Raw genomic sequence first — 12050 nt, 5'->3', positions numbered from 1 at the left:
CGGCGCCGGGCCGCCCCAAGCGGCCTGCGCGACCCGCCCGGCGGGTGGTTCCGCGTACCCGCGGAGCCGGGTGCCCCGATTCACTTGATGGACTGGTTGCGGGTGTAGGACACGTCGATGTCGGCGTCGACCACGCCGGCCTTCTCGAAGTGCAGCGTCAGTGGGTATTCGCGGCCCAGGCCCAGCGGCTGCTTCAGGCCCAGCAGGCGGATGTAGGTGGTGTCCTCGTGCAGCACCAGCACCTGGCCGCGCCGGATCGGCAGGTCGATGGCACCCGGCCGCGCGCCCATGCCGCCGATCTCCGCCGAGCTGGCCAGTGGCGAGGTGACGCCGATCAGCCGGTCGTCCTGCACCACCTCGTCCAGCGTCATGCCGACGATGACGCTGCTGTCACCGGCCAGCGTCTCACGCGCGTAGGGTTTGTAGACCCGCAGGCTGCTGCAGAAGAACTCGCAGGCGCGCGCGGCAGGCAAGACCGAAACCAGGCCCAGCGCGCCAGCGGCACGCAGCAGCTGCCTGCGCGAGGCACGCAGGCTCAAAAAAGTAGCATCCATGGCGCGAACCGTAGCGATGACGCATGACAAGCCGACGACATCCGCCCGGCAACGGCGCCAAAGCCCGCCCATCCCCCTAGTTACAAAACCCCACAGTGCTGAACGCCTCGTTAACGTCGGCGATTCACCAGCGCAGGCAGTCCTACCCGGGCAGCACTCGGCGCCTCAACGTTCGTTTTTGTGGAGTTTGGGTCATGAGCTTTTTTCCCAGGACTGTCCGGCTGACGCAGCTGATGCTGCTTTCGGGCGTGATGTCGGCGTCATTCGCGGCCACCAGCCCGAGCGCATCCCGCAGCTACATCGTGCTGTTGAAGGAGGCCCCGGCGGCCAGCTACCGCGGTGGCGTGGCAGGCCTTGCCGCCACCCAGGTGCCCGAGGGCCAGAAGCTGAACGCCCGCGCCGCGGCCGTGCAGGCCTACCGCGCCCACCTGGCCGGTGAACAGCAGAAGCTGATCAGCTCGCTGGGCCCGGTCAAGCTGCTGCACCGCTACAACGTGGCCTTCAACGGCTTCTCGGCCGTGCTGACCGAAGCGCAAGCCAAGAAGCTGCGCGCCAACAGCGCCGTCTCCAGCGTGCTGGCCGACGAGCGGCGTGAAGCCACCACCATCACCACCCCGCTGTTCCTCGGCCTGGACGGCCCTGGCGGCGTCTGGACCAAGAAGGTCCAGGGCGTGCTGGAGAAGGGCGAAAACGTCATCGTCGCGGTGGTGGACTCCGGCATCCAGCCCGAGAACCCGGCCTTCTACGACCATGTGGACGCCAACGGCACCCCCGTGAAGACCGGCGGCACGCTGGCCTACCAGCCGCTGCCGGCCGGCCAGTACAGCGGCACCTGCACCACCGGCGCCGGTTTCACGGCCGACTCGTGCAACAACAAGCTGATCGGCGCGCAGGTCTTCAGCGCCGGCTACCAGCAGGCAGTCGCCCAGGGTGCCGTCACGCCGTTCCTGAACTTCTACGACGTGCCGCGCGACGAAGTCGGCCACGGCTCGCACACGCTGTCCACCGCCGGCGGCAATGCCAATGCACCGGCCTACACCTCGGCCGGCATCTATGTCGGCACCACCAGTGGCATGGCGCCGCGCGCCCGCGTGGCCACCTACAAGGCCTTGTTCGGCACCATCGCGGCGGACGGCTCGCTGGGCGGCAACGGTTTCAACAGCGACCTGGTCGCGGCGATCGACCAGGCCGTGGCCGATGGCGTGGACGTCATCAACTACTCGATCAGCGGCTCGCAGACCAACCTGCTGGACCCGGTCGAAGTGGCCTTCCTGAATGCCACGGCGGCCGGCGTGTTCGTCGCCGCGTCGGCCGGCAACAGCGGCCCGGGCAACCAGGTCGCCCACAACAGCCCGTGGCTGACCACGGTGGCCGCGTCCACCCACGACCGCCAGTTCATTGCCGACCTGTCGCTGGGCAACGGCACCGGCCCGTACACCGGCGCCTCGTTCGACCCGGCCGCGCTGCCCTCGGCCAGCATGGTGCTGTCGAGCGACATCCCGGCCGCAGGCGTGCCGGTGGCCAACGCCAACCTGTGCTTCCTGAACTCGCTGGACAGCACCAAGGCCGTCGGCAAGATCGTCGTCTGCGACCGCGGCACCAATGCCCGCGTCGAGAAAAGCCAGGAAGTGGCGCGTGTCGGTGGTGTCGGCATGGTGCTGATCAACCCGAGCGCCAACACCGTCGTGGCCGACTTCCACAGCGTGCCCACGGTGCACCTGGACGCGCCCTCGCGCACCGCCGTGCGCAACTACGTGACGAGCAGCGGCGCCAGCGCCACCGGCGCCATCAGCGCGCGCTACCAGGCACCCAACGTGGTCGCCCCGATCATGGCCTCGTTCTCGTCGCGCGGCCCGAACCTGGCCGAGCTGTCGGTGATGAAGCCCGAGATCACCGCGCCTGGCGTGGACGTGATCGCCTCGGTCACCTACGCGCAGCAAAGCCAGGCCGACCATGACGCGATCCTGGCCGGCACGCTGGTGCCGTCGCCGGTGGTCGAGTCGTACCAGGGCACCTCGATGTCCACGCCGCACATCGCCGGCATTGCCGCACTGATCAAGCAGGCCCACCCGAACTGGCCGCCGGCCCAGATCAAGTCGGCCATGGTCACCAGCACCACCGGCGTCAAGCTCGCCAGCGGCGCGCCGGACACCAACCCCAATGGCTACGGCGCTGGCCACGTGAACCCGCGCGGCGCCGCGGATCCCGGCCTGGTCTACCCGATCAACCCGGCCGACTACCTCAGCTTCCTCTGCGGCGCCAACTGGCTCGCCGCGGATGACGCCAACTGCCTCGCCTTTGGCAGCGCCGCGCCGAGCAACCTGAACCTGCCGACCGTCGCGGCCGATGTGCCGGGCACCCTGACGATCAAGCGGCACGTGCGCAATGTCGGCACCGGCCCGGCGATCTACTCGGCCAGTGCGACGGTGCCCGGCTTCATTGCCACCGTCACGCCGCCCACGCTGAGCCTGGCCAAGAACGAGGTGGCCGCCTTCACGCTGACGCTGAAGACCAATGGCGCGGCGCTGAACACCGGCGTCTTCGGCAACCTGAGCTGGACCGATGGTTCGCACGTCGTCACCAGCCCGGTGCTGGCGCGGGCGCGGGCGCTGTCGGCCCCGGCGGTGCTGTCCAGCACGGCCGCCACCGGTTCCGCCAAGTTCAAGGTCGCCTATGGCTTCGACGGCGCCACCAGCGCGCTGGTCACCGGCCTGAAGCCGGCCACCCGCACCGCCGGCACCGTGGCGCTGAACGCCCAGGTCTGCTTCAACATCAGCGTGCCGGCCGACGCGCTGGTGGTGCGCGCCGCGCTGTACAACGCCGACACCTCCGGCAACGGCGGCGACGACCTGGACATGACGCTGCTCAACCCCTCGGGCACTACCGTCGCCTCCAGCGGCGGCGCCACGGCCGACGAACTGGTCAGCGTCACCGCCCCGGTCGCTGGCACCTACAAGGCCTGCGTGCAGGGCTACAACCCGGTCGGTGGCAGCAGCAACTTCACGCTGTCCTCCTGGGTGCTGTCGGCTGCCGATGCCGGTGGCAGCCTGGCCGTGACCGGCCTGCCCACCACCGTCGCAGTGGCCGACCAGGCCTCGGTCAAGGCCAGCTGGTCCGGCCTGGCCAACCTGCGTTACCTCGGTGGCATCCGCTACGCCAAGGGCGACGGCTCGACGGTCGGCACCACGCTGCTGACCGTCGAACCCAATGCGCCCAGCCTGACGCTGGGCGCCAGCGACATGAGCGCCCGCAAGGCGCGCATCGCCGCCTCGCGCTGAACCTCGCCAGCGCTCCGGCGCTCGCTGCCAAGGCAGGCCCGAAAGGGCCTGCCTTTTTTCATGGGCGGGGCCGTCATGGGCCTTTTGCCGGCCAGGGCACACAATGCGGCAGTCCCGAAAGGGTCTGCCCTCTGCCTGCCTGAACTGTGATCCCTGCCCGATGAAAGCCCCGAAGCGCCTGCAATCCCTGATCGACGAGGGGCTGGTCGACAGCGTCCTGCGCCAGCTGATGAGCGGCAAGGAAGCCGCCGTCTATGTCGTGCGCTGCGGCGACGACACCCGCTGCGCCAAGGTCTACAAGGCCGCCACCGAGCGCAGTTTCCGCCAGGCGGTGGACTACACCGAGAACCGCAAGGTCAAGAACACCCGCCAGGCCCGCGCCATGGCCAAGGGCACGCGCTTTGGCCGCGAGGCCGCCGAGGCCGCCTGGCAAAGCGCCGAGGTGGACGCGCTGTACCGCCTGGCCGCCGCTGGCGTGCGTGTGCCGCGGCCCTACAACTTCCTCGACGGCGTGCTGCTGATGGAGCTGGTGGCCGACGCCAACGGCGACGCCGCGCCGCGCCTGAACGACGTGCAGTTCACGCCCGAGGACGCGCTGCGCCACCACGCCACGCTGCTGCGCGAAGTCGTGCGCATGCTGTGCGCCGGTGTCGTGCACGGCGACCTGTCCGAGTTCAACATCCTGCTGGCCGAAGACGGGCCGGTCATCATCGACCTGCCCCAGGCGGTGGACGCCGCCGGCAACAACCACGCCCAGCGCATGCTGCTGCGCGACGTGGAGAACCTGCGCAACTTCTTCGGCCAGTTCGCCCCCGCGCTGCTGGCCACCCAGCACGGCGCCGAGATGTGGGACCTCTACACCCGCGGCCTGCTGCACCCGGACACGCCCCTCAGCGGTGAGTTCAAGTCCAGGCAAGGCCCGGTGGACCTGGGCAGCGTGCTGCGCGAGATCGACGACGCACGCGACGAAGAACACGCCCGGCAACTGCGCCAGCAAGAGGCTGGCTGATCGCGGTGCCGCCCGGCCGCCGCTCAGGCTGGCAAGGGCGTGTCGGCAGCGGCCGCCAGCAAGGTGATGAAACGCTGCAATGCCTGGGTGGGCTGCTTGTCGCGGTGGGTCACCCAATGGCACTGGCGGCGCAGCGGCGGCAGCGGCGTGCGCAGCTCGACCAGGCGGCCGGCAGCCAGTGCGTCCGCCACCAGCCAGCGCGACAGGCAGGCCACGCCCAGGCCAACGATTGCGGCCTGGCGGATCGCCTCCGAGCTGCCCAGCGCAATGCTGCGGCGGTAGCTGCGCAGGTGCGGCAGCAGCGCCTGGTCCATCGCCTCGCGGGTGCCCGAACCAGGTTCGCGCAGCAGCCACACACAGTCGCGCAAAGCCTTCAGCGCCAGCCTGGCCTCGGTGCCCGCCGCCGCCACCAGCACCAGTTCGTCGGTCAGCCAGGGCTGCACCTGCAGCGCCGGTTCGTGGCATGGCCCTTCGATCAGCCCGATGTCCAGCTCAAAGGCCGCCACCGCTGCGCAGACCTGCGCAGTGTTGCCCACCCTCGCCTCCGCCTGCCAATGCGCAGCCTGCCGCGGCACCTCGCCATAGAAGCGCTTCAGCAGCCCCGGCAGCAACTGGCTGCCCAGCGTGGTGCTGGCACCGATGCGCAGCGCCTGCAGCTGCGCGTCCGGGTTGCGCGCCATCTGCTCCACGCCGGCCGCGCCATCCAGCAGGCCCAGTGCGCGTGGCAACAGCGCCCGCCCGTTGTCGTTGAGCAGCAGCCGCTTGCCGGCGCGGTCAAACAGCTTCAGCCCCAGCAGCCGCTCCAGCTCATTGACCGCCGCGCTGGCGGCCGATTGCGACAAGGCAATCGCCTCGCCAGCCGCGCTGGTGCTGCCTTCGTGCGCGACGGCCACGAAGATCTGCAGCTGGCGCAGCGTGAGGCGCAGGATGTTCATCAGGCCAGGACCTCCAACCCCTTCTTCTGCACCAGGTGCAGCAGCTTCAGCGCGGTGCCGGTGGGCTTCTTCTGGCCAATCTCCCACTTCTGAACTGTCGAGAGGCTGGTGTTCAACAGCCGGGCAAACACGGCCTGGCTGACCCGCGAATCCTCACGCACGCGCTTGATCTGCTCCGGCGCCAGCGGCGCGATCGGTGGCAGGCAGAGTTGGTCGAACTCACGCAGCGTGAGCTGGTCCATGACGCCGGCCTTGTGCAGCCCCTTGGCCGTCTCATGCACGGCGGCCAGGATCGGAGATTCATTCTTTCTCATCGCAGTCCACCTCTCTCAATTCACCTGCCTCTTTCGCCTGGGCCACCGCTTGCGCCGACAGTGACAAGAGGTGCTCCGCCAACTTCTTCAGCGCTTCCTCCTCATCCTTGTCGATGTTGCCCCGCTCGTTCTTCGGGAAGCCATAGACAAAGATCCAACGCTCGGCTCGCCTGGTGGCGACCAGCGTCCGATAGCCACCGCGCTTGCCCTGTCCCGGCCGTGCAATGCGCTTCTTGAACAGGCCGCCGCCGAGATCGGCATCGAACAGTCCGTCCTTCATTTCCTGCACCGCTGCACAGAGACTGGCATCGCCCAACCCTTGCTTGCGCGCCCAACGGTCGAACCATCGGGTCGTGTAGATCGCCATGTTGTTCCCCCTCGCCGAGCGATATATAGCACCAAGTGCTATGGAAGCCAAGCCTGAGATGACCACCCAGACAGCGTCAATGACCGGCTCAATCGCTCAATCCTAACCATACAAGCCGTTGGACGGGTCAGTGGCCGCTGCGCACACTGCACACCATGCTGTCCCGAACCTTCCCCGCCTCGCCGTTTCGCTTGGCCTTTCTGCCTGCGCTGGTGCCTGGCTTGCTGGGCTGCGCGGCACTTGCGGCGGCAGCGGCCTGGGCCGGGCGCTGGCCGCTGCTGCAGGCACTGGGCCTGGGCCCGTTGACGCTGGCGCTGCTGCTGGGCCTGGTGGCGGGCAGCCTGCTGGGCGGTGCGCGCTGGCAGCCGGGCGCGTCTGCCGGCGTGCTGTTCTCGCGGCTGCGGTTGCTGCGCGCGGGCGTGGTGCTGTACGGGCTGCGGCTCACGCTGCAGGACGTGGCGCAGGTCGGCTGGGCCGGTGTGTTGGTGGACGCGCTGGTGCTGGCCAGCACCTTTGCGCTGGCGGCCTGGGCCGGGCCGCGGCTGGGCGTGGCACGCAACACCGCGTGGCTGATCGGCGCGGGCAGCGCGATCTGCGGCGCGTCTGCGGTGTTGGCGACCGAGCCGCTGCTGAAGGCCCGCGCCGAGCAGACGGCAGTTGCGGTGGCCTGCGTGGTGCTGTTCGGCACGGTGGCCACGCTGCTCTACCCGCTGCTGTTTTCGTGGAGCGGGCGGGCGCCGGGCTTCGGGCTGTTTGCGGGCGCCACGCTGCACGAGGTGGCGCAGGCGCTCGCCGTTGGCCGCGTGCTGCCTGCGGAGATAGGCGACGCGGCGGTCGTCGCCAAGATGCTGCGCGTGATGATGCTGGCACCGTTCCTGTTGCTGCTGTCGGCACTGCTGGCACGGCGCGGCGGCAATTCAGGCGCCTCTTCTAAACTGGCGTTGCCCTGGTTCGCATTTGGCTTCATCGGCATGGTGCTGCTGCGCTCGACAGGCTGGTTGCCCGCCGCCTGGCTGCACGCCGCACAAGGCCTGGACCTGGCACTGATCGCCACCGCGATGGCCGCACTGGGCCTGGCCACGCCGCTGACCCTGCTGCGCCGCGCCGGTCCGCGGCCCCTGCTGCTGGCGGCGCTGCTGTTCGGCTGGCTGCTGCTGGGCGGCGGGCTGATCACAGCGGGGGCCAGCGCCCTGTTGCGCTGACGGGCTTTTCCCGCGCGCGGCAATGCGGCTACACTCCGCCTCGCTCCGGGGTGCGCACAGCGCTGAGAGGACTGAAAGGTCCAACCCGTGAACTTGATCCGGTTCGTACCGGCGGAAGAAGAGCGCATGCCCGATTGGCCGGGCGTGCAACCTGGGCCTGGGGCAGACGTGTCCTCGGCCCGGTTGCATCCACCCCGGCCAGCAGGCGGTCTCCGGAGCACTGACCTTTGTGCTTGCCATCCAGGAGACCGCCATGAACGCACCCGAATCCTCTGCCGCCCAGCGCTTCGCTACCGAACTGGCCGAGGCCTGCGCGCCCTTTCCAGGTTCGCGCAAAGTCCACACGCAGCAGGCCGTCACGACGCCGCAAGGCCCGCTGAAGATCCACGTGCCGATGCGCGAGATCGCGCTGAGCAATGGCGAGCGCGTCAGCGTCTACGACTGCACCGGCCCGTACACGGACCCTGCCGTGGCGGTGGACGTGCGCCGCGGCCTGCCCGGCCCTCGCGCCGAATGGGTGGCCGCACGCGGCGACACCGAGGCCTACACCGGCCGCTCGCATGACGTGCAGGATGACGGCGGCGTGCGCACGCCGCAAGGCGCCGCACGGCTTGAAGCGCTGCGCGCCCAGGCCGCCGGCCTGCAGCGCACACCTCGCCGCGCCAAGGCCGGCGCCAACGTGACCCAACTGCACTACGCGCGGCGCGGCATCGTCACACCCGAAATGGCCTTTGTTGCCGAACGCGAGATGGGCCAGCGCGAATGGATGGCCGCGCACCTGGGCAATGCCGAGCGCGAGGCCCGGCTGCGCGGCGACGGCCGCGGCGCGCGCATCCCGGCCGTCATCACGCCCGAATGGGTGCGGGGCGAAGTGGCCGCGGGCCGCGCCGTGATCCCCGCCAACATCAACCACCCCGAACTGGAACCGATGGCCATCGGCCGCAACTTCCTGGTCAAGGTCAACGCCAACATCGGCAACTCTGCCCTGAGTTCCGGCGTGGAGGAAGAGGTGGGCAAGCTGGTGTGGTCGCTGCGCTGGGGCGCGGACACGGTGATGGACCTGTCCACCGGGAACCACATCCACACCACGCGCGACTGGATCGTGCGCAACAGCCCCGTGCCCATCGGCACCGTGCCCATCTACCAGGCGCTGGAGAAAGTGGGCGGCGTGGCCGAGGACCTCAGCTGGGCGATCTTCCGCGACACGCTGATCGAGCAGGCCGAGCAGGGCGTGGACTACTTCACCATCCACGCCGGCCTGCGCCTGCCCTTCATCAACCTCACGGCCGACCGCCGCACCGGCATCGTCTCGCGCGGCGGCTCCATCCTGGCCAAGTGGTGCATCACGCATCACAAGGAGAACTTCCTCTACACGCACTTCGAAGAGATCTGCGAGATCATGAAGGCCTACGACGTGAGCTTCTCGCTGGGCGACGGGCTGCGGCCCGGCAGCCTGGCGGACGCCAACGACGAGGCCCAGTTTGCCGAGCTGCGCACGCTGGGCGAGCTGACCAAGCTCGCGTGGCAGCACGACGTGCAGACCATGATCGAAGGCCCAGGCCACGTGCCCATGCACCTGATCCAGGCCAACATGGACGAGCAGCTGAAGCACTGCCATGAGGCACCTTTTTACACGCTGGGCCCGCTGACCATCGACATCGCCGCCGGCTACGACCACATTGCCAGCGCCATCGGCGCCGCGATGATCGGCTGGATGGGCACGGCCATGCTCTGCTACGTCACGCCCAAGGAACACCTGGGCCTGCCGGACCGCGACGACGTGAAGCAGGGCCTGATCGCCTACAAGATCGCTGCGCACGCCGCCGACGTCGCCAAGGGCCACCCAGGGGCCCGCGCACGCGACGACGCGATAAGCGCCGCGCGCTTCGAGTTCCGCTGGGAAGACCAGTTCAACCTCGGCCTGGACCCGGACACCGCGCGCAGCTACCACGACGAAACCCTGCCCAAGGAGGCAGCCAAGCACGCCCACTTCTGCTCCATGTGCGGCCCCAAGTTCTGCTCGATGAAGATCACGCAGGACGTGCGCGACTACAGCGAGGCGCAGAAGAAGGAGGCCGAAGCCGGCATGGCCGCGAAGTCGGCGGAGTTCAAGGCGGCGGGCGGCGAGTTTTACATTCCCATCCAGCCGGCCTGAGCGATGGCCAGCATCGCCACCGCGGGCCAAACCGGCCTGCATGTCGCCATTGCAGGCGCCGGCCTGCTGGGGCGGTTGCTGGCCTGGCGGCTCTCGCGAGCGGGCCACCAGGTCACCGTGGTCGACCCGGCGCCCGGCCCGCAGCCACCGCCAGTCGGCAGCATCGCAGCGGTGCAGCACGCGGCGGCCTTCACCGCCGCCGGCATGCTCAGCCCGCTGGCCGAGCTGGACAGCACCGGCCCTGCGCTGGCCACGCTGGGCTGGCGCTCGCTGCCGCTGTGGCGCGCCACCTGCGAAGCGCTGGGCCGGTCCGAGCTGTTCCGCCAGCACGGCAGCCTGCTGCTGGCGCATCCGGGTGATCGCGGCAGCGCGCAGCGCCTGCTGGCGCGGCTGCACGAAGCGCCGGCCGGCACGCCTCGGCCCGAAGCGCTGGACGCGACGCAGCTCGCTGCGCTGGAGCCAGCGCTGGCGCCAGGCCTCGTTGGCTGGCACTTGCCCGGCGAAGGCCAGGTGATGCCACGCGAACTGATGGCTGCGCTGCATGACGATACGGCCAACGTGAGCTGGCGTTGGCGCGAACGCGTCACCTCGGTGACGGCTCGCACGCTGAGCCTGAGCGACGGCGAAACGCTGCGCTGCGACTGGGCCATCGACACTCGCGGCGTGGCCGGCCAGGTCGGCGCGCTGCAACCTCGCGGCGTGCGTGGCGAGCTCGCCTGGCTGCATGCGCCGGGCCTGCCGCTCACGCGCCCGCTGCGGCTGCTGCACCCGCGGCACCGCGTCTACCTGGTGCCGCGGCCGGGCGAGGTGATCGTCGTCGGCGCCAGCGAGATCGAAAGCGAAGACCGCTCGCCCCCGAGCCTGCGCAGCCTGGTCGAGCTGCTCGCCGCAGCGCACAGCGTGCTGCCCGAACTGGCCGAAGCGCGCCTGCTGCACCTCGAAGCCAACCTGCGCCCTGCCCTGCCGGACCATCACCCGCGTTGCCACGCCGAGCCCGGCCTGCTGCAGCTCAATGGCCTGTTCCGCCATGGCTGGCTGCTCGCGCCTGCCCTGGTGGACGACGCGCTGGCCGCCTGCGGCCTTGTGCCCAAGGAGACCCCACATGCTGACACCCATGTCCCTCAACTCGCGCATTGACGCGTCGCATGAGGAAACGCCGGGCCGCCCCCCAGTTTCCTCATCCCCCTCGGGGGGCCTGGCGCGAAGCGACAGGTCTGGGGGCGCACGCCTCGTGATGCTCAACGAACAGCCGCTGCCCTGGCGCGAAGGCCTCAGCGCCGCCGCGCTGCTGGCCGAACATGACCAGCCGGAGGACCGCGTGGCCACAGCGCTGAACGGCGAATTCCTGCCACGCCACGCCCGCGCCCGCACGCTGCTGCAGCCGGGCGACGAGCTCACCGTGTTCCGCGCCATCGTCGGAGGTTGAAACCATGATCGAACCCACTGCCTGGACCGTCTACGGCACGCCGCTGCAAAGCCGTTTCATGATCGGCAGCGCCGGCTACCCGTCCCCGCAGGTGCTGCAGGACGCCATCCGCGCCAGCGGCGCACAGGTCGTCACCGTCGGCTTGAAGAGGGCGCTCGCCGGTGTTGCCAATGATCGACCGGATAACGGCTTTGTCGCCCTCGCGCTGGCCAGCGGCGCGCAGCTGCTGCCCAACACCGCCGGCTGCCGCAGCGCCCGCGAGGCCATCACGCTGGCCCACCTGGCGCGAGAGCTGTACGACACGACGTGGTTGAAGCTGGAAGTCGTAGGCGACGAGCACACGCTGCAGCCCGATCCGTTCGAGTTGCTGGCCGCCGCCACGCAGTTGGTGAAAGACGGCTTCCAGGTCTTCCCGTATTGCCTGGACGACCTGGTGAGCTGCCGCCGCCTGCTGGACGCCGGCTGCGAGGTGCTGATGCCCTGGGGCGCACCCATCGGCTCCGGCCAGGGCCTGCTGAACCCGTTTGCGCTGCGCACGCTGCGCGAGCGCCTGCCCGGCGTGCCGCTGATCGTGGACGCCGGCATCGGCGCGCCGTCTCACGCCGCGCAAGCGATGGAGCTGGGCTTAGACGGCGTGCTGCTGAACTCCGCCGTTGCCCAGGCGCGCGACCCGGTGCGCATGGCGCGCGCCTTCGCCAGCGCCATCGACGCCGGTCGCCTCGGCTTCGAAGCCGGCGTGATGGCCACGCAGGACTTCGCCGTGCCCAGCACCCCCGTGCCCGGTCACCCCTTCCTGATCGGATGACGAAA

At 69.8% G+C, this 12050-nt stretch carries 11 protein-coding genes and 1 riboswitch; of the genes, 7 read left to right on the top strand and 4 right to left on the bottom strand.

Going from position 1 to position 12050, the window contains the following annotated elements:
- Positions 1-80: 80 nt before the first annotated feature.
- On the bottom strand, positions 81-554 hold the full coding sequence (locus tag LRH25_RS27785) for a copper chaperone PCu(A)C (RefSeq protein WP_170200856.1): 474 nt from the start codon (positions 552-554) through the stop codon (positions 81-83).
- 194 nt (positions 555-748) lie between these two features.
- Between LRH25_RS27785 and LRH25_RS27780 the strand changes: the two genes are divergently transcribed.
- Both LRH25_RS27780 and LRH25_RS27775 read left to right on the top strand, forming a co-directional pair.
- Positions 749-3832, top strand: coding sequence for a S8 family serine peptidase (locus tag LRH25_RS27780; protein ID WP_141287616.1), 3084 nt, complete (start codon positions 749-751; stop codon positions 3830-3832).
- A gap of 160 nt (positions 3833-3992) precedes the next feature.
- A complete protein-coding gene (locus LRH25_RS27775) occupies positions 3993-4841 on the top strand; it encodes a PA4780 family RIO1-like protein kinase (protein ID WP_141287615.1) in 849 nt (282 codons plus the stop codon).
- A gap of 23 nt (positions 4842-4864) precedes the next feature.
- Here LRH25_RS27775 and LRH25_RS27770 read toward each other — a convergent pair whose 3' ends face one another.
- From LRH25_RS27770 to LRH25_RS27760, 3 genes are read right to left on the bottom strand one after another with little or no spacing between them, the layout of a single operon-like run.
- Entirely contained in the window at positions 4865-5776 is a 912-nt protein-coding gene (locus tag LRH25_RS27770; RefSeq protein ID WP_231012938.1) for a LysR family transcriptional regulator, read from the bottom strand.
- Positions 5776-6090, bottom strand: coding sequence for a helix-turn-helix domain-containing protein (locus LRH25_RS27765; protein ID WP_141291746.1), 315 nt, complete (start codon positions 6088-6090; stop codon positions 5776-5778). Before LRH25_RS27765 ends, LRH25_RS27770 begins: the two co-directional genes overlap by 1 nt.
- Positions 6077-6457, bottom strand: coding sequence for a type II toxin-antitoxin system RelE/ParE family toxin (locus tag LRH25_RS27760; RefSeq protein WP_141291744.1), 381 nt, complete (start codon positions 6455-6457; stop codon positions 6077-6079). The genes LRH25_RS27765 and LRH25_RS27760 overlap by 14 nt, the downstream gene beginning before the upstream one ends.
- Before the next feature lie 155 nt (positions 6458-6612).
- On the opposite strand from LRH25_RS27760, the gene LRH25_RS27755 reads away from it, so the two are divergent.
- From LRH25_RS27755 to LRH25_RS27735, 5 genes are all read left to right on the top strand, one after another.
- Positions 6613-7659, top strand: a complete 1047-nt coding sequence (locus LRH25_RS27755) for a YeiH family protein (RefSeq protein WP_231012937.1) — start codon at positions 6613-6615, stop codon at positions 7657-7659.
- A 36-nt stretch (positions 7660-7695) separates the two neighbouring features.
- A riboswitch (TPP riboswitch) is annotated at positions 7696-7796 on the top strand.
- 116 nt (positions 7797-7912) lie between these two features.
- The gene (gene thiC, locus LRH25_RS27750) at positions 7913-9814 is read left to right on the top strand and encodes a phosphomethylpyrimidine synthase ThiC (RefSeq protein WP_231012936.1); all 1902 of its coding nucleotides are present in this window, start codon (positions 7913-7915) and stop codon (positions 9812-9814) included.
- Positions 9815-9817: 3 nt separating this feature from the next.
- Entirely contained in the window at positions 9818-10951 is a 1134-nt protein-coding gene (locus LRH25_RS27745) for an FAD-dependent oxidoreductase (protein ID WP_231012935.1), read from the top strand.
- 97 nt (positions 10952-11048) lie between these two features.
- Positions 11049-11240: a sulfur carrier protein ThiS gene (gene thiS / locus LRH25_RS27740; protein ID WP_141292081.1), complete on the top strand. Its 192-nt coding sequence runs from the start codon at positions 11049-11051 to the stop codon at positions 11238-11240.
- A gap of 4 nt (positions 11241-11244) precedes the next feature.
- A complete protein-coding gene (locus LRH25_RS27735) occupies positions 11245-12045 on the top strand; it encodes a thiazole synthase (protein ID WP_231012934.1) in 801 nt (266 codons plus the stop codon).
- Positions 12046-12050 lie beyond the last annotated feature (5 nt).

The organism is Ideonella azotifigens (assembly GCF_021043325.1).
GTDB lineage: Bacteria > Pseudomonadota > Gammaproteobacteria > Burkholderiales > Burkholderiaceae_C > Ideonella > Ideonella azotifigens.
Note: the sequence above shows the minus strand (reverse complement) of the source record. Positions and strands in the feature narration are given on the sequence as shown.

Excerpts from the sequence above, each read along its gene's own strand:
- LRH25_RS27785 (WP_170200856.1), bottom strand. The coding sequence starts at position 554 with ATGGATGCTACTTTTTTGAGCCTGCGTGCCTCGCGCAGGCAGCTGCTG.
- LRH25_RS27780 (WP_141287616.1), top strand. The coding sequence starts at position 749 with ATGAGCTTTTTTCCCAGGACTGTCCGGCTGACGCAGCTGATGCTGCTT.
- LRH25_RS27775 (WP_141287615.1), top strand. The coding sequence starts at position 3,993 with ATGAAAGCCCCGAAGCGCCTGCAATCCCTGATCGACGAGGGGCTGGTC.
- LRH25_RS27770 (WP_231012938.1), bottom strand. The coding sequence starts at position 5,776 with ATGAACATCCTGCGCCTCACGCTGCGCCAGCTGCAGATCTTCGTGGCC.
- LRH25_RS27765 (WP_141291746.1), bottom strand. The coding sequence starts at position 6,090 with ATGAGAAAGAATGAATCTCCGATCCTGGCCGCCGTGCATGAGACGGCC.
- LRH25_RS27760 (WP_141291744.1), bottom strand. The coding sequence starts at position 6,457 with ATGGCGATCTACACGACCCGATGGTTCGACCGTTGGGCGCGCAAGCAA.
- LRH25_RS27755 (WP_231012937.1), top strand. The coding sequence starts at position 6,613 with ATGCTGTCCCGAACCTTCCCCGCCTCGCCGTTTCGCTTGGCCTTTCTG.
- thiC (WP_231012936.1), top strand. The coding sequence starts at position 7,913 with ATGAACGCACCCGAATCCTCTGCCGCCCAGCGCTTCGCTACCGAACTG.
- LRH25_RS27745 (WP_231012935.1), top strand. The coding sequence starts at position 9,818 with ATGGCCAGCATCGCCACCGCGGGCCAAACCGGCCTGCATGTCGCCATT.
- thiS (WP_141292081.1), top strand. The coding sequence starts at position 11,049 with ATGCTCAACGAACAGCCGCTGCCCTGGCGCGAAGGCCTCAGCGCCGCC.
- LRH25_RS27735 (WP_231012934.1), top strand. The coding sequence starts at position 11,245 with ATGATCGAACCCACTGCCTGGACCGTCTACGGCACGCCGCTGCAAAGC.